Genomic DNA, 15999 nt, shown 5'->3' with positions numbered 1-15999 from the left:
GTGCCGGCTGTCAGGTGCGGGCCGTGGCCAGCGGCAGCCGGGCTCGCACCGCGAAGCCGCCGTCCGGCTCCCGGCCGGCCGTCAGCTCGCCGCCGAAAGCGGCCACCCGGTCGCGCATCCCGGCGATCCCGCGGCCGGAGCGCGCCCACGGCCGGCTGCCGGAACGACCGACGGCAGACCGGCCGGTCACGCCGGTCACGCCGGCCGTCACCACCGACACCCCCACCGCCCCGGCGGTGTGGGTCACGGTCACCGTGGTGAGACGTCCGGGGGCGTGCTTGAGGGCATTGGTCAGGGATTCCTGCACCACCCGCTGGAGCGCCAGCCCCAGACCGGTGGGCAGCGTGCCCGGCTCGCCGTGCCGGCTGAACTCGATCGCCTGCCCGGCCGAACGGGCGCGCTCGATCAGGGTTTCCAGCGACTCGGTGGCCGGGGCCCGGTCGTCCTTGGCCGGGCTTCCCGGGTCGTGCAGCACGTCGAGCAGTTCCCGCAGGTCGGTCATCGCGGCCCGGCCGGTGGTGCTGATCGTGCCCAGGCCGTCGCGCACCCGTTCGGTGTGATCGGGCAGCAGGAACGGCAGGGCCTCGGCCTGCACCACCATCGCCGTCACGTGATGGGTCACCACGTCGTGCAGTTCGCGGGCGATGCGGGCGCGCTCGTCCGCCACCGCCTCGCGCTCGGCCGCCTGCCGGCGGGCGGCCTCGGCCCGCACCCGGGCCCGCACCCCCTCGCCGATCAGCCAGCACAGCGCCAGCACCATCAGATAGGTGAGGTACTGCACCGGCTCACCGTGAAAACTCTTCCGGTGCACCGCGAGTGACACCGCCAGATAGCCCGCGACCACCAGGGCCGCCACCCGCACCCGGTGCCGGGCCAGGTGCGCCCCGGCGCTGTACAGGGCGACGTACAGCCCCAGCCCGGCCGAGCTCGGCGAGTAGCCGAGCGCCTGGTACAGCCCCCAGGCCACGCCGACCACGGCCAGGCAGGCGGCCGGCCGGGTGCGCCGCAGCGCCAGCGGAAGGGTCTGGGCCAGAAGCAGGATCACCGACAGCGGGTCGGCGTCACGGTACCGGTTCTCGCCCACCACCACGGCGAACATCTCGTTGCCGGGCATGAACGCGACCACGGCCAGCACCAGCGCCAGCAGCAGGTCGCGGTAGGCCCGCAGCCGGACGGTGGGCACGTGACCGGGCGGTTCAGCGGGTGGCGCTGATGGTGGACGACCCGATCACCTGGGTGCCCCGGTACAGCACCAGGGTCTGGCCGGTGGCGACGCCGGTGATCGGCTCGCCGAGCTCCACCTCGACGGTGACCGGAAGCGTCCCCACGGAACCCACCGGACCCGCACCGGCACCCACGAGCCGGGCCGGCACCGCGCGTCCGTGCGCCCTGACCTGTGCCGACAACTCGGCACCCGGCTCGGGCACCGGAGCGCACCAGGTGGCCTCGGCCCCCGAGATGCCGGACACCTTCAGCTCCTCGGCCGATCCCACCACCACGGTGTTCGACACCGGCTCGATCGACAGCACGTAACGCGGCTTGCCGTCGGCGGCGGGCCGTCCGATGGCCAGCCCTCGGCGCTGCCCCACGGTGAAACCGTAGGCGCCGGAGTGCTCTCCGACCTTCTCACCGTCGGTGTCGACGATCGGCCCGGGCTGCCGGCCCAGGCGCTTGGCCAGGAAGCCCTGGGTGTCACCGTCCGAGATGAAGCAGATGTCGTGGCTGTCGGGCTTGCTCGCCACCCGCAGGCCGCGCTCGGCGGCCTCCCTGCGCACATCCTCTTTCAGCGTGTCGCCGAGCGGGAACAGCGAGCGGGCCAGCCGGTCGGGCGGCAGCACGGCGAGCACGTACGACTGGTCCTTGCCCATGTCGACGGCACGGTGCAGCTCGGGGCCGTGCGGGCCGTCGATCATCTGGGCGTAGTGCCCGGTGCTGACCGCGTGGAAGCCCAGCGCCACGGCCTTGTCGAGCAGGGCCGCGAACTTGATCTTCTGGTTGCAGCGCACGCACGGGTTGGGGGTGCGGCCGGTCTGGTACTCGGCGACGAAGTCGTCGATCACGTCCTGCTCGAAGCGCTCCGCCAGATCCCACACGTAGAACGGGATCCCGAGGATGTCGGCGACCCGGCGGGCGTCACCGGCGTCTTCGATCGTGCAGCAGCCCCGGGCCCCGGCCCGCAGCGTGTTCGGGTTGCGGGCCAGCGCCAGGTGCACGCCGACCACCTCGTGCCCGGCGTCGACCGCACGCGCCGCGGCCACGGCGGAGTCGACCCCGCCGCTCATCGCCGCCAGAACCCTCATCACAACCCCTTCACCAGTATTACGAGGACGCCAGCCCGGCACCCCGGGCCCGTTCCACCACCGGGCCGATCGCCGCGGCCAGCGCCGCCACGTCGTCGGTGGTGGAGGTGTGCCCCAGCGTGAACCGCAGCGCACCACGGGCCGTCGGCTCGGGCACACCCATGGCCAGCAACACGTGACTCGGCTGCGGTACTCCCGCCTGGCAGGCCGAACCGGTGGAACATTCCACGCCGCGCGCGTCGAGCAGGTAGAGCAGGGAGTCGCCCTCACAGCCCGGGAAGGTGAAGTGGGCATTGCCGGGCAGCCGGTCCAGGCCGGTCTGCGCCGACAGCGTGGGCCCGAACTCGTCCAGGTCAGCGGGCACCGCACCATTGAGGACGGCGTCGGGCACGGCCTTCCACACCGCCCTGACCAGGTCGTCACGCAGGGCCGCCACCCGCTCGGCCTCGGCTGGCAGCCCTTCGACCGCCAGGGCGGTCGCGACCGCGAGCGCCCGCAGCGCCGCGACGTCGAGGGTGCCGGAGCGGATGCCGCGTTCCTGCCCCCCGCCGTGCTGGACGGGCACCAGGTCGAGGCCGCGCCGGGCCAGCAGCGCGCCGGACGAGACCGGACCGCCGAGCTTGTGGCCGCTGACGCTGAGGCAGTCCACGCCGCTCGCGGCGAAGTCGACCGGCAGGTGCCCGACCGCCTGGATCGCGTCGGTGTGCACCGGAACCCCGTGCCGGTGGGCGAGTTCCGCGATCTCGGCGATCGGCTGGACCGTGCCCACCTCGTTGTTGGCCCACATCGCGGTGACGAGTGAGGTGGTGTGCGGTTCGTCGTCCAAAAGCTCTGCGAGGCCGTCCAGATCGACGCGACCCGCGCGATCGACCGGGGCCCAGACCACCTCGGCGCCCTCGTGGGTGACCAGCCACTCGACCGGGTCGAGCACGGCGTGGTGCTCGATCGGGGTGGCGATCACCCGGCGGCGCCGCTCGTCACCGGCCCGGCGGGCCCAGTAGAGCCCCTTGACCGCCAGGTTGTCGGCCTCGGTGCCACCGGCGGTGAAGACCACCTCGCTGGGACCGGCCCCGAGCGCGGCGCCGATCTGCTCGCGCGCCTCCTCCACCACCCGGCGGGCCCGGCGGCCGGAGGAGTGCAGCGAGGACGCGTTGCCGACGTGCGACATCTCCTCGGCCATCGCCGCCACCGCTTCGGGCAGCATCGGCGTGGTAGCCGCGTGGTCGAGGTAGGCAGTCACGGGATCGAGTGTAGGCACTGCGGAAGTGCGGACATGACGGCGGCGGCCCGGGCTGCCCCGGACCGCCGCCGATCGCGCGCGTTCAGCCCTTGCGCTTGAGCACCTCTTCGGTGGCCTGCGGCAGCACCGTGAACAGGTCACCGACCACGCCGAAGTCGACGAGCTCGAAGATCGGCGCCTCCGGGTCCTTGTTGACGGCCACGATCGTCTTGGACGTCTGCATGCCGGCCCGGTGCTGGATGGCGCCGGAGATGCCGCTGGCCACGTAGAGCGTGGGCGAGACCTGCTTGCCGGTCTGGCCGACCTGGCTGCTGTGCGGGTACCAGCCGGCGTCGACCGCGGCGCGGGAGGCGCCGACGGCACCGCCGAGGGCGTCGGCGAAGCTCTCCACCGGGGAGAAGTCGCCATTGGTGCCCCGGCCGCCGGAGACCACGACCGCGGCCTCGGTGAGCTCGGGCCGGCCGCTCTTCTCCTTCGGGCGGCGCTCGACGACCCTGGCCGTCTTCGCGGCGTCGGAGACGGTGACCGGGACGGTGACGACGTTCGGCGTCACACCCGCGACGGCGACCGGCTCGGCCGAGTTCGGCTTGACCGTGATCACCGGCACGCCCTTCGTCACCGAGGCGGTGACGGTGAACGCGGCGGCGAACACCGACTGCGTGGTCACCGGGCCCTCGGCGCCGGCCTGCACGTCGACGGCGTCGGTGATCAGGCCGGAGTCCAGCTTGACCGCCAGACGGCCGGCGATCTCCTTGTTCTCGCCGGAGCTGGCGACCAGCACGGCGGCCACCTCACCGGCCTGTCGCACCACCGCGGCGAGCGCCTCGGCCTTGGGCGCCACGAGGTAGTCGTCGAGCCCCTCGGCCTCGACCTGATACACGGTGGCCGCACCGTACTCGGCGAGGGTGGCGGCGGCGTTGTCGTAGCCCTGGCCGAGGAACACGGCGGCGGGCTCGCCCAGACGCGCCGCGACGGTGAGCAGTTCGGTGGTGGTCTTGCGGACGGCGCCGTCGACGTGGTCGACCAGCACGAGTACCTGGGACATCGTCTCAGTCCTTCAGTTCGGTGGGGGTGGGGGTCAGACGAGCTTGGCGCCGGCGAGGAACTCGACCAGCTTGGCGCCGCCGTCCCCCTCGTCCTTGACGACCTGCCCGGCGGTGCGGGCCGGGCGCTCGGCGATGCCGGCGACGGCGGTCCACGCGGCGGACAGTCCCACCTCGTCCGCGGACAGGCCCAGGTCGTCGAGCGACCAGGTGGTCAGCGGCTTCTTCTTGGCCGCCATGATCCCCTTGAACGAGGGGTAGCGCGGCTCGTTGATCTGGTCGGTGACGCTGACCACGGCCGGCAGCGACGCCTCGACGATCTCGGTGCTCGCGTCGTTGTCGCGGCGGATGGTGGCCTTGCCGTCGGCGACGGTGAGCTCGCTGGCCAGCGTGACCTGGGGCAGGCCGAGGCGCTCGGCGAGCATCGCCGGGACCACGCCCATGGTGCCGTCGGTCGAGGTCATGCCGGTCAGGACCAGGTCGTACTCGAGCTTGCCGAGCGCGGCGGCGAGGATCTTGGAGGTGGCCAGGGCGTCGGAGCCGTGGATCGCGTCGTCCACCACGTGAACCGCCTCGTGGGCGCCCATCTGGAGGGCCTTGCGCACGGCGTCCTCGGCGTCGTCGGGACCGACGGTGAGCGCGATGACCTTGCCGTCGGTGGCCTCGGCCAGCTTCAGCGCCTCCTCGACCGGGTACTCGTCGAGCTCGGAGAGCAGACCGTCGACGTTCTCGCGATCGGTGGTGTTGTCGTCCGACGAGAATGTCCGGTCGGCCTGGGCGTCCGGTACGTACTTCACGCAGACCACGATGTTCATGAGCGCCTCTCGACTCTTGCGTACTTGTAAAACCTGCCAGCAGCTGAACGACTGCTTACCTGGCGCAAGTTTCTCATCCAGGGCCGGTGGAACCAGTCTGGACGTCGGGAGCCCAAGGTACTCACGCCAGGCGGTCGCTCACGACAGGGCCCTGTGAATTACCTCACGAGGGCATGTCTTTAATCAGCGAGGACGGGGCAACCCGGCCATTTCAGGCGGGCAGCGCCATGCCCAGGCTCACACCCATGCCCGGCGTCGGGCTGGTCTCCTCGGCGTCCGGGGCGGGTGTCTCGGCCGGCGTACCGGCCGGCACCGGCAGCGTGATCTCGCGGGCCACCAGGTCGAGGAAGACCAGGTTGGTGGCGCGGCAGATCATCAGCCGGGCGTCCAGCCCGGCCACCGGCGCGGGCAGCAGCTCGTGCAGGTGGTGCTCCAGGTAGAACAGGCGGCTGCTCCCGATCCAGCCGCCGGAGCCGTAGCAGCGGCAGGTCAGGTCGTAACCGGCGATCGCGTCGGCCTCCCGGGTGCGGCGCTCCACCCGGCGCTGCGCCCGCCGGCCGTGCACCTTCACCCGCTGGCCGAGCACCCCGAGGGAGCTGGCGCCGGCGCCGGAGGCCGCGGCCTTCCAGTCGGTGCGGAAGGACGGCGCGAGGGTGGCGTCCCCCACCCCGGCCACCGCCAGAGCCCTTGCCTGCTGCGGGAATCCGCAGCGCTGGAGCACGTGCACGGTGAGCGCGGCGGGGTCTTCGTCGGGCAGCGCGATCCGCTGCGCCTGACCGGTCAGCCGCAGGGCCTGGGCGTAGTCGCCGACCCGGGCCAGATCGGCGGCCGCGACGGTGAGCATGCGCAGGTCCCGGCAGCCGCCGTCGCGGGCCGCGCGGGCCCGGGGCGCGGCGGCCTCCAGGTCGCCGACCGACACGGCGGCCAGCGCCACGATCCAGTCCAGTCCGGCCGAGGGCTGCACCCGCTGCGCCGCGGTGCGCACGGTGTCCAGGTCACCCGTGCCCGCGAGCAGCTCCGCCACCCGGGCCAGCAGCTCCAGCCAGGGACTCGGCGCCGGGGCCCGGTCCTGGTCCTTCTTCAGCACCGCCACCGTGCGGCGGGTGCGCTCGGTCTTCGCCGCCGCCAGCTCGCCGAGCAGGTCCAGCGCGGTGGTGTGGATGCCGGCGAGCACGGCGAGCTCGGCCTGCCGCACGACGTCCACCCGCTCGATCGCCGGGTGCACCTCCAGGGCCTCGGTGTACAGCCCGGCCGCGGCCAGGGCGTCGCTCCACTGCCGCAGCACCTCCGGCGGTGGCCCGCCGGCCCGCAGCAGACCAGGCGGCACCACGTCCGCGCGAGGCGGCACGACCAGGCTGCGAACCGGTTGGCGCTCTTCCTCGGGTGGGACGTCGGCGGGGTGCTGGCTCACGCTTGCCTGTCGGCAGACGGGCGCGCGACGTTGAGCGCCCCTGCTCACCTCACACTGGTTCTGCGCGGACGCCGGTCAGGCCCACCGTCGGGAACGCCGTCACCGGCAGCACCTGGGAGAGCTTGCGGTCGAGCACGGCCAGCCGCTCGCGTGAGCGGATCACCGCCGGTCCCGGCTCGGCGCCCGGGTAGGGCAGCACGGTGGCCAGCAGTTCCTCCGGCTTCACCTTCACCTCGCGGGCCCCAGCCTCGGCCGCCACCTCGACCAGCCGGTCGGGCACGGTCGGCGAGGCATCGGGGGCGCCGGTCAGGGTGCGCAGACGTTCGGGCAGCCGCGCCCGGGCCTTGCCCGCGCGGGACATCCCGGCCCGTCCCGCACCGCCCTCGGTGCGCACGAACCCGGGCGAGGCCCAGTCCCTGACCCGGGTGGACTCGCCGGTGATCACGAACCGCCCGCCCGGCCGCAGCACGCGCAGCACCTCGGTCAGGGTGCCGGCCGGATCCATCCGCCGGTGCAGCAGGGCGTGCGCCACCACCAGGTCGAAGCTGGCGTCGTCGAACGGCAGCATCTCCGGGTCGGCCAGCTCGTCGCCCGCGATCCCCAGCCCCAGCTGCTCGGAGCGGCGTCGGGCCGCGGCCAGCGCCGAGGTGGCGAGATCGCTGATCCAGAGCCGGTTCACGACGCCCGACTGCAACAGCCCGAGCGAGAACCCGAACGTCGACCCGGCCCCCACCTCGAGAGCGTCACCGTAGGGCATCTTCTCGCGCCGCAGAACCCGTGCGCCCACCAGCCCGGCGAACCGGTCCCGGGCGTACCCCGCCCCCTCGGCGCCCTTTCCGGCAGTGGACGACGAAAGCCCCCGCCCACCCTCTGAACCCGTTGCGGGAGAACGCTTCACGGACGACGCGGCAGTCTCCTTCTTCCCCTCCGCCCGGTCGGCGGCCGGCGTGGCCGTGCCGTTCGCGGCCGCGCTCGCGGGCCGTGCGGCCGTGTCGCTGCCGGAGGAGGTCCCGGCCAGGTTCACCCTCGCCCTCTCGGCGGATTCCTCTTGGCCGGCAACCGACTTCGGCAGGTCCGTCGCGTCCGTGGCCTCCGAGACGTCCGCGGGCCCGGGAACACCGACCGGCTCCGGCGTGGCCGACGGTTTCGGAGTGATGGCCGGTTTCGGCGCGGCGGCCGACCCGGTCACCTCCGACGGCTTCGACTCGACGGAAGACTTCGACCCGGCCGCAGCTCCCGGCAGCCCGGAGGGCTTCAAGAGGTCCGACGGCTTCGGCGCCGTCGAGGGCTCCGGTGCCACCGACGGCTTCGGCGCCGCTGAAGGCTTCGGCGCCGTCGAGGGCTTCGGCGCCACCGACGGCTTCGGCACCACCGAAGGCTTCGGCGCCATCGAGGGCTCCGGCACCACCGAAGGCTTCGAGGCACCCGAGATACCTGAAGGCTTCGGCATTCCCGCGGAATTCGCCACCGCAGAGCTCGCCGGGGCAGCGTCCACCGTTGCCCCGTCCACCACCGCGTTGTCCACCACTGCGTTGTCCACCACTGCGCTGTCCACCACCGCGTTGTCCAGCACAGCGCTGTCCGGCACCGCGGCGTTCGCTGCCTCGGCGGCGGCCAGAACCTGGTCCGGCACCTCCGCCGTCGGGGCGACCGGCGCAGCGGACACAGCAGGAACAGCCGAATCCACAGAAGCGGCCGACCCTGCCGAGGTAACCGACTCCGCAGAAGCCGACTCCACCGGAGCGGCCGATCCCACCGGGGCGGCGGGCGTCTTCGGGGTGGTCTTGCGGGGGGTGGTCTTCTTCGCCGGGGCGCGCTTCGAGGTGGGCTTGCGCGTGCTGGCCGGCTTGGCCGCCTCGCCCGGTGCGGCCTTCGCCGCCCGCGGCTTGCGCACCGGGGCCTTGGCCGGCGGGGCGTCACCCGTCGTCCCGCCCGAGACGGAACCGGCCGCCGGCCCCGTCGGACTGCTCGCCCCCGATGACGCGCCCGCGTCGTCGTGGGGGGTGCCGGTCGCCGTCTCGTCAGTCATCAACGTCCTTCGAATTCTGCCTTGCCCGGGCCGTTCCCGATGAACGAGGCGGTGCCCGGGGCGCGGTCCTTGGTCGCGAACAGGCCGGAGTTCAGGCCACGTTCGATCTCCTGACCGGGGGCCAGGTCGAGGGTCACGAGCTCTGCCACGCCGCTCCCGTGCTTGCCCGATCCAGTCAACACCAATTGCCCGGAAATCCCCGACCCTACCCACTCGCCCCGGAAGGGGACAGCGGATGAGATGCCTCACCCGGGTTCGGCGGCTCTCGGGCTACTCGGCGTCCACCGGCAGGAACTCAAGCGGGCGGGCCACTGAACCGGCCGATGTCAGGAGCCCTCGGCCGGATTCGCCTGCTCCAGCAGCTGTGTGACGGTCTGGTGCCACGTGCGCACCGAGCCGAGCACGGCCTCGAGGGTGGCGCTCAGCAGCGGGCCGAGGTCCGTGCCGTCGGACACGATCAGGTCCACCGCCACGGCCAGCCGGTCGGCGTTCACCGTGACCTTGACCAGGTTCAGCGCACTGGTGACCGCGTTGGCCGCCCGCAGCCGGGTGATCTCGTCACCGGCCATCGAGTCGTCGAGCAGCCACTGGCCGAACACCCGCATCATCGGTGGCTGCGTGTCGAGGCACCGCACGAACAGCATCTGTTCCTGCACCGACACGGCGACGTCACCGTCTTCGTCGATGCGCGGCTGCTGGCCCTCGTCGATCAGGGCGTCCAGCACCTTGCCGCGCAGCGGGTGCTCGTCCGGCGGGGGCGGGAAGGAGGGCAGCGACGTGGGATCGGTCATGCTCCCAAACCCTAGTCGGTTCACCCGGACGCGCGACGTCGACACCGGATGACGCCGAGTGGTCGCCCCACACCCGGCCGGGCGGGCCGGATTCCGGCAGACTGGACCGGTGACATCGGTGACGCGGACGCAGCGGTCTCTGCCGTACCCGCTCGGCGTGCAGGTCCGGGACGGCGGTGTCGACGTGGCCGTTGCGGCCGCGCACGCCGACCGGGTCCAGTTCTGCCTGCTGGAGCCCGATGCGCCGGAAGACGGGGACCGCTGGAGCGAACGGCGGATCGATCTGCCGAACCAGACCTACGGCATCTGGCACGGATTCGTCCCCGACGTGCGCCCCGGCCAGCGCTACGGCTTCCGGGTGCACGGGCCCTGGGACCCGCGCCGCGGGCACCGGCACAACCCGGCCAAGCTGCTGCTCGACCCGTACGCCCGGGCCGTCGTGCCGCCCGAGCGCCTGCGGCCCGAGCTGTACGGGCACCAGGTCGGCCCGGACCTGATCGGCCCGCACCGCAGTCCCGACCACCGCGACTCGGCGCCGTTCGCGGCGCACGGCATCGTCATGCCCACTCCCTCGAACCTGGTCAGCACGAAACCGAGGACGCCGTGGGCCCGCACGGTGATCTACGAGGCACACGTGCGCGGCCTGACGAAGAACCTGCCCGGCGTGCCGGAGGCGCTGCGCGGCACCTACGCCGGGCTGGCCCACCCGGCCGCGATCGACTACCTGACCGGCCTCGGCGTGACCGCGGTCGAGCTGCTTCCGGTGCACGCCAGTCATTCCGAGGCGCACCTGGAAGCGCGCGGCCTGACCAACTACTGGGGTTACAACACGCTGGGCTTCTTCGCCCCGCACCCGGCCTACGCGGCCACCACCGACCCGGCCGCGGTGGTGGACGAGTTCCGGCAGATGGTGCAGGCGCTGCACGCGGCCGGGCTGGAGGTGCTGCTCGACGTCGTCTACAACCACACCTGCGAGGCCGGCGTGATCGGCCCGATGCTGTCGTTCCGCGGGCTCGACGCGGCCACCTACTACCGGCTGGACGGCGACGGCCGCGACATCGACTTCACCGGCTGCGGCAACAGTCTCGACGCCACGCAGACCAGGGTGGTGCAGCTGGTGCTGGACTCGCTGCGGTACTGGGTGCAGGAGATGGACGTGGACGGGTTCCGGTTCGATCTGGCCCCCACCCTGGCCCGGGGCCGCAACGAGTTCCACTCCGACCACCCGATGCTGGTGGCCATGCGCGTCGACCCGGTGCTGGCCGGGGCCAAGCTGATCGCCGAGCCCTGGGACGTCGGCCCGGACGGCTGGCGCACCGGTCAGTTCCCGCCGCCGTTCGCCGAGTGGAACGACCGCTACCGCGACGACGTACGAGACTTCTGGCTGACCTCCGGCGCCCGGGTGGCGAACGGCGAGATCCCTGGCGGGCTGCGGGATCTCGGCACCCGGATCGCCGGTTCGGCCGACACCTTCGCCCCTGGCCGGGGGCCGCTGGCGTCGGTCAACTTCGTCACCGCCCACGACGGTTTCACGCTGGCCGACCTGACCGCCTACGACGTCAAGCACAACCACGCCAACGGCGAGGACAACCGCGACGGCACCGACAACAACCGCAGCTGGAACCACGGCGTGGAGGGGCCGGCCGACGACCCGGTGATCGTGGCCGCCCGCCGCCGCAACATCCGGAACATGCTGGGCACGCTGCTGTTCTCGGCCGGCGTGCCGATGCTGGTGGCCGGTGACGAGTTCGGCCGCAGCCAGGGCGGCAACAACAATCCCTACGCGCAGGACAGCCCGGTGTCGTGGCTGGACTGGGAGCTGGAGGAGTGGCAGCAGGACCTGCTCGCCACCACCCGCCACCTGATCTCGCTGCGCCAGCGCTTCGCCGCCGTGCACCCCTCGCGCTTCTTCAGCGGCGAGCACGGGCCCGGCGGTCTGCGCGACGTGGGCTGGTTCGCCGAGGACGGCTCCGAGATGACGATGGCGCACTGGTCGGACGCCCAGCGCCGGATGCTTCAGGTGCTGTTCGCCGAGCCCGCCCCCGGCTCCGCGCCGCTCGGGCCGGGTGAGACCACGGGCTCGCTGCTGCTGGTGATCGCCGGCGCGTCGAAACCGCCCACGGTCATTCTGCCGGACGTGCCCCCGCTCAGTTCCTACGAACTGCTGTGGGACAGCGCCGAACCGCGGCCGCCGGCGCCGGGCGGCTCCGCGGTGCTGCCCCCGGCCACCGAGATCGAGCCGTCACCGGACTCGATGCGGTTGTACGTGGCCCGGTAATGACGTGAAGTAATGTTCCTGCGTAAGAAATGTCAGAGGACGGAGTCACGGCTGGGAGCCACATGACGATCGAAGCACCACCCGGCGACGCTGTGCCAACGGCCCGGGTCGCTCGGCTCCGAGTGTCGAATTATCGTTCTCTCAGCGACGACGTGACCGTCGAATTCGGGGATTTCACTGCGTTCGTGGGACCGAACGGGTCAGGCAAGAGCAATGTACTCGATGTCTTCCGGTTCCTCAGAGAGGCCCTGACCTTCGGTCTGGAGCCTGCCATTTCGAAGCGCCTCGGCATCAATCGCCTGCGGCGGGTGGCCCCGACGAAGCCCCGGGCCATCAAGATACGCATCGATCTCCAGGCGCCGGATTGGGACGCGTCGTACGAGCTTCAGATCAACGCAGCCAAGGGTGCGTCGTACCGGGTCGAGAACGAATCGTTGCATGCGTTCCTCGCTGATGGGTCACAGCTTTCTCTCGTGGTTGACCGCGGCACGGTGAAGGCAGCTCCTGCCGGCCTCGCCCCGCTGGGCAGCCCGACCGAACTGGTGCTGCCCACCCTGGCCGGCGACCCGCAGATCCGTCCTATCGTCGAAGCCCTGCGCTCGGTGAGGGTGCACGGCATCTTTCCTCGCGAACTGGCGCAACCACAGCCCGTCGGGGTCGCTCCCCCGCTGGACGATTCCGGATCCAACTGGTGTGCAGTTCTGCGTACCCTGAACGATGCCGCTCTCAGCGACCTGCAATTAGGCCTCGAAAGAGTGACGGGTGACATCACCGGGATTCGTGTCGATTCAGCCGGTGGCTACTACACCGCCGAGTTCGAGCACCGGATACGTAACACGACGCGCTGGTTCAGCGCCGGCCAGGAGAGCGACGGCACGCTGCGACTGGCGGGGATTCTGACAGCATTGCTCCAGAGCCCGGCGCCGCCGCTCCTCGGGATCGAAGAGCCCGAGCTCACTATCAATCCCGGGCTCCTGCCTCTGCTCTACGACTACCTCAGGGCTACAAGTCACAAGTGCCAGGTCGCGATCACCACGCACAGCCCGGATTTGCTCGACCTGCTGGACATGGATGATGTCCGGGTGGTGGAACGCAGGGATGGCGCCACCCACGTGGGCCTGGTTGCAGAACACCAGAGAACCATTGTCAAAGACTCACTGTTGTCTGCGGGAAGTATCTTGCGTTCTGGCGGCTTCCACACTCCCGGCGGAGAACAGAATCTGCTCGACCTTTTTGACGAGGATGGTCCTCAGTGACCACCGTTCCCGGCCGCCTGGTCGTGGTCAGAGAGCCATGGTGAGCAGGATTCTGTCGAGAATCTGATCTTCCGCCTTGGTAAGGACATCGGCGTGGTACCCACAGATTTCTGGTCCATGCCGTCCTCCAGCCCAAGGTACGTCATCTCGTCCCCAGAGCGTGCGGTCAACGCCGCAAGAATCGCTGCGACTCTCGAGCCCGCAGCTGCAATCCTCACGGCCGATCTCGAGGATTCCTGCCCTGCCAAGGACGCACCGGTATTCGCGCAGGCCGTCCGGAACGAGGGCCTCAGTTTTCCGGTCGCGATCGTCTTCTTCTTCCGCGAATTCGAGACCTTGGCCATCTCGGTGGCCCCGTCGCTCACGGGGAAGACGCTTCGCTCCCCTGCTGGAAAACCCATCTGCACGTTGGGATCACCGCGCAACATCCCCTCGTCCCCGGAAGGCCCTCGGGACGCAAAGGGCTGGGTCAGCATGGAACTCATGGGTGGACTCCCCTACAAGCCGACGGTGCATCAGCTTCCGTTGACCCGAGCCATGAGGATCGCCGATCTTCGGGCCGGCGGCCTCAGCTCGTTCGTTCGGCTGGAGCGCGGACTGCACTTTCTCGCCAACGAGGTCAGAACCGGCGGGACAGGTGTCTACCCCTGATTCGGTGAGCATCTCCGAAATTGAGGACGACGATGAGCTCTGGCCGAGCTCGTCGTCGTCCTCGGTTCAGACTGCCGGCTGCGCCACCCGCCGGGGACGGTCGAGGGCGAATTCCGGCACCGGGGGCGCCCCTTCGACCAGGTCGGCGAGGATGCGGCCGATCGCCGGCACGAACTTGAAGCCGTGGCCGGAGAACCCGGCCGCGACGACGATCGGGCCGCGCCGGTCGAGCACGAACACCTCGTCGGCGGTGGAGGTGTAGGTACAGGTGACCGGGACGGCACTGGACGCGTCGACACCGGGCAGCCAGGTGCGCACGTACTCGTGCAGGTCGGCCGACTGCTCGGCGCGGGGCCGGAAGTCGCGGTGCTCCGGATCGATGCGCGGGCCCACACCGTGCAGCCCGACCTTGACCCCCTCGCCCGGTGTGCCCATGCCGTAGACCGTGGCGGCGCCGGCACGGCGGTGGGTGAAGCTGGGCCAGTCGTTCTCGTCGGTGCCCAGCGGCGTGAAGTGGGCCGGCTGCTCCTGGGTGACCCGCAGCCGGGGCAGCGGCAGCAGACCGGCCAGGATCTGGTCGGTCCAGGCGCCGGCGGCCACCACCACCCGCCGGGCCCGCAGCGGCTGGAAGTCCTGCTCGGTGGAGACCGCCACGGTGTCGTCGGGCAGCACCTCGACCCGGGTGACCCGGGTGCGGTGCAGGGCCACCGTGCCCCGCCCGCGGGCCACGGACTGGAGTGCGGACACCGCGTGGTCGGCGTGCAGCCGGCCGCTGCCCGGGTGGTACAGCGCCCGCCCGTCGAAACGCAGCCCGGGCCAGCGGTCCGCGGCCTCGGTGGCGCCCAGCCAGTGGCTCTCCACCCCGGCCGCCGTGAGCCCGTCGTGCAGCACGTCCAGCTCGTCGGCGGTGCCGTGGTCGACGCCGCCGGTCACCGTGAGCAGCGGGACCCCGGAGGCCTGCTCCAGCTCACGCCACAACTGCTGCGCCTCACGGGCCAGGCCGATGTGCAGCGGATCGGGGTAGGACACCCGGAAGATGCGGGACGCCCCGTGCGAGGCGCCCTGCGTGTGCCCCGGCTCGAACCGCTCCAGCAGCAGCACGTCGACACCGCGCTCGGCCAGCTGCCAGGCCGCCGCCGACCCCATGGCCCCGCCACCGATCACGATGACGTCGGCGTCCTGCCCGCCCTTGGTCGCCGAACCCATCCGGTCCACCTCCGAAAATCCGTGTTCCCCACCCATGACCCACCCCGGCGTCACCGTCTTCCTCGAACCCCGCGACGCCCCTCTTGATACAGACGCACCCGGCACCCCCTCAGGTTGTGTCCCCCCACCGTGAGCATCCCCACGTGTCATCCCCTACCGCCCGGGGTGCGCACACCGAAGAAGCCGGTGTGCCGACGCAGGGCGAAACCCATGGCCTGGTAAAGCCTGATCGCCCTCTCGTTCGACGCCGCCGCGTGCAGCAGCGGGGTCTCGCCACGTTCCCGGATGCCGTGGGCCACGGCGCGCACCAGCCGGGCGGCCAGCCCCTGACGGCGGTACGCCTCGTCGGTGCAGACCGCGCTGATCTCGGTCCAGCCCGGCGGGTGCAGGCGCTCCCCCGCCATCGCCACCAGCCTCCCGCCGCGGCGGATGCCCAGGTAGGCACCGAGCTCGTGGGTGCGCGACCGGAACGGTCCCGGGCGGGTGCGGGCCACCAGGCCGAGCATCTCCGGCACGTCGGCGGCACCGAGCCGCACCGCCTCCTCGTCCGGCGCACCGAGCAGCGCGTCGGTGGCGACCAACTGCACCCCGGCCCCCGTCGTCGTCACCTCCCAGCCGACGGGCAGCTCGTCCACCAGGCCGGGAGCCCCCGACAGCGCGACCACCTGGCCGGGCCCGGCCAGCCCGGCCAGGTCGTGCCAGGTCTGCGGGCCCGGCACCGACGGCAGCGCCACGAACGGCGCGACGTCGGGCGGATACCGCCACACGTCCGGCGTGCCCTCGGCGAGGTGCGCGTGCGGTCCGGTGAGCGACGCCCAGGCGGGATTGTCGAGTGGATGGAGGCCGGCCACAGCCGGCTCGGTCACGGTCACAGCACGAATCATGACCGATTTGGTTGACAAAAGGAATCCACGCTCCTAGCTTCCTTCACAAGCTGTTCCGTAGGTCGTCGTCCCCGCGTCCCACCTGTCTCGCAGCA

15 protein-coding genes are annotated in these 15999 nt (G+C 71.7%); 4 read left to right on the top strand and 11 right to left on the bottom strand.

Annotated elements, in window-relative coordinates:
• Nucleotides 1-10 precede the first annotated feature (10 nt).
• The 7 genes from KIH74_RS12380 to KIH74_RS12350 form a co-directional block, all read right to left on the bottom strand.
• Nucleotides 11-1183, bottom strand: coding sequence for a sensor histidine kinase (locus tag KIH74_RS12380; RefSeq protein ID WP_308113740.1), 1173 nt, complete (start codon nucleotides 1181-1183; stop codon nucleotides 11-13).
• Between the two features lie 13 nt (nucleotides 1184-1196).
• The gene (gene mnmA / locus KIH74_RS12375) at nucleotides 1197-2300 is read right to left on the bottom strand and encodes a tRNA 2-thiouridine(34) synthase MnmA (protein ID WP_214156018.1); all 1104 of its coding nucleotides are present in this window, start codon (nucleotides 2298-2300) and stop codon (nucleotides 1197-1199) included.
• A gap of 19 nt (nucleotides 2301-2319) precedes the next feature.
• Nucleotides 2320-3540: a cysteine desulfurase family protein gene (locus KIH74_RS12370; RefSeq protein WP_214156017.1), complete on the bottom strand. Its 1221-nt coding sequence runs from the start codon at nucleotides 3538-3540 to the stop codon at nucleotides 2320-2322.
• Nucleotides 3541-3622: 82 nt separating this feature from the next.
• Complete coding sequence (locus KIH74_RS12365; protein ID WP_214156016.1) at nucleotides 3623-4585, bottom strand: electron transfer flavoprotein subunit alpha/FixB family protein; 963 nt, start codon at nucleotides 4583-4585, stop codon at nucleotides 3623-3625.
• Between the two features lie 33 nt (nucleotides 4586-4618).
• Nucleotides 4619-5398 carry an electron transfer flavoprotein subunit beta/FixA family protein gene (locus KIH74_RS12360; RefSeq protein ID WP_214156015.1) on the bottom strand — a complete coding sequence of 260 codons (780 nt, stop codon included), beginning with the start codon at nucleotides 5396-5398 and terminating at the stop codon, nucleotides 4619-4621.
• A 211-nt stretch (nucleotides 5399-5609) separates the two neighbouring features.
• Nucleotides 5610-6809 carry a hypothetical protein gene (locus KIH74_RS12355; protein WP_214156014.1) on the bottom strand — a complete coding sequence of 400 codons (1200 nt, stop codon included), beginning with the start codon at nucleotides 6807-6809 and terminating at the stop codon, nucleotides 5610-5612.
• 49 nt (nucleotides 6810-6858) lie between these two features.
• Nucleotides 6859-7833: a class I SAM-dependent methyltransferase gene (locus tag KIH74_RS12350; RefSeq protein WP_214156013.1), complete on the bottom strand. Its 975-nt coding sequence runs from the start codon at nucleotides 7831-7833 to the stop codon at nucleotides 6859-6861.
• Between the two features lie 109 nt (nucleotides 7834-7942).
• Between KIH74_RS12350 and KIH74_RS12345 the strand changes: the two genes are divergently transcribed.
• Nucleotides 7943-8881 carry a hypothetical protein gene (locus tag KIH74_RS12345; RefSeq protein ID WP_214156012.1) on the top strand — a complete coding sequence of 313 codons (939 nt, stop codon included), beginning with the start codon at nucleotides 7943-7945 and terminating at the stop codon, nucleotides 8879-8881.
• Here KIH74_RS12345 and KIH74_RS12340 read toward each other — a convergent pair.
• Nucleotides 8838-8987 (bottom strand): hypothetical protein, encoded by a 150-nt coding sequence (locus tag KIH74_RS12340; RefSeq protein ID WP_214156011.1) that lies wholly within the window; start codon nucleotides 8985-8987, stop codon nucleotides 8838-8840. The two genes, KIH74_RS12345 and KIH74_RS12340, sit on opposite strands and share 44 nt — an antisense overlap.
• Nucleotides 8988-9164: 177 nt before the next feature.
• Entirely contained in the window at nucleotides 9165-9629 is a 465-nt protein-coding gene (locus KIH74_RS12335) for a T3SS (YopN, CesT) and YbjN peptide-binding chaperone 1 (protein ID WP_214156010.1), read from the bottom strand.
• Between the two features lie 109 nt (nucleotides 9630-9738).
• Between KIH74_RS12335 and glgX the strand changes: the two genes are divergently transcribed.
• The 3 genes from glgX to KIH74_RS12320 all read left to right on the top strand — a co-directional run bounded on the left by glgX (nucleotide 9739) and on the right by KIH74_RS12320 (nucleotide 13814).
• Nucleotides 9739-11907 carry a glycogen debranching protein GlgX gene (gene glgX / locus KIH74_RS12330; protein ID WP_214156009.1) on the top strand — a complete coding sequence of 723 codons (2169 nt, stop codon included), beginning with the start codon at nucleotides 9739-9741 and terminating at the stop codon, nucleotides 11905-11907.
• Nucleotides 11908-11969: 62 nt separating this feature from the next.
• A complete protein-coding gene (locus KIH74_RS12325) occupies nucleotides 11970-13163 on the top strand; it encodes an AAA family ATPase (RefSeq protein ID WP_214156008.1) in 1194 nt (397 codons plus the stop codon).
• A gap of 117 nt (nucleotides 13164-13280) precedes the next feature.
• Nucleotides 13281-13814: a hypothetical protein gene (locus KIH74_RS12320; protein WP_214156007.1), complete on the top strand. Its 534-nt coding sequence runs from the start codon at nucleotides 13281-13283 to the stop codon at nucleotides 13812-13814.
• Nucleotides 13815-13880: 66 nt separating this feature from the next.
• On the opposite strand, the gene KIH74_RS12315 is transcribed toward KIH74_RS12320, so the two are convergent.
• Together KIH74_RS12315 and KIH74_RS38555 are read right to left on the bottom strand one after the other, a co-directional pair.
• The gene (locus KIH74_RS12315) at nucleotides 13881-15020 is read right to left on the bottom strand and encodes an FAD-dependent oxidoreductase (RefSeq protein WP_214156006.1); all 1140 of its coding nucleotides are present in this window, start codon (nucleotides 15018-15020) and stop codon (nucleotides 13881-13883) included.
• Nucleotides 15021-15166: 146 nt separating this feature from the next.
• Entirely contained in the window at nucleotides 15167-15892 is a 726-nt protein-coding gene (locus KIH74_RS38555; RefSeq protein WP_308113736.1) for a GNAT family N-acetyltransferase, read from the bottom strand.
• Nucleotides 15893-15999 lie beyond the last annotated feature (107 nt).

Origin of the sequence: Kineosporia corallincola, assembly GCF_018499875.1 — a bacterium.
Taxonomy (GTDB): Bacteria; Actinomycetota; Actinomycetes; order Actinomycetales; family Kineosporiaceae; genus Kineosporia; species Kineosporia corallincola.
This window is presented reverse-complemented; position numbering and strand designations above follow the sequence as displayed.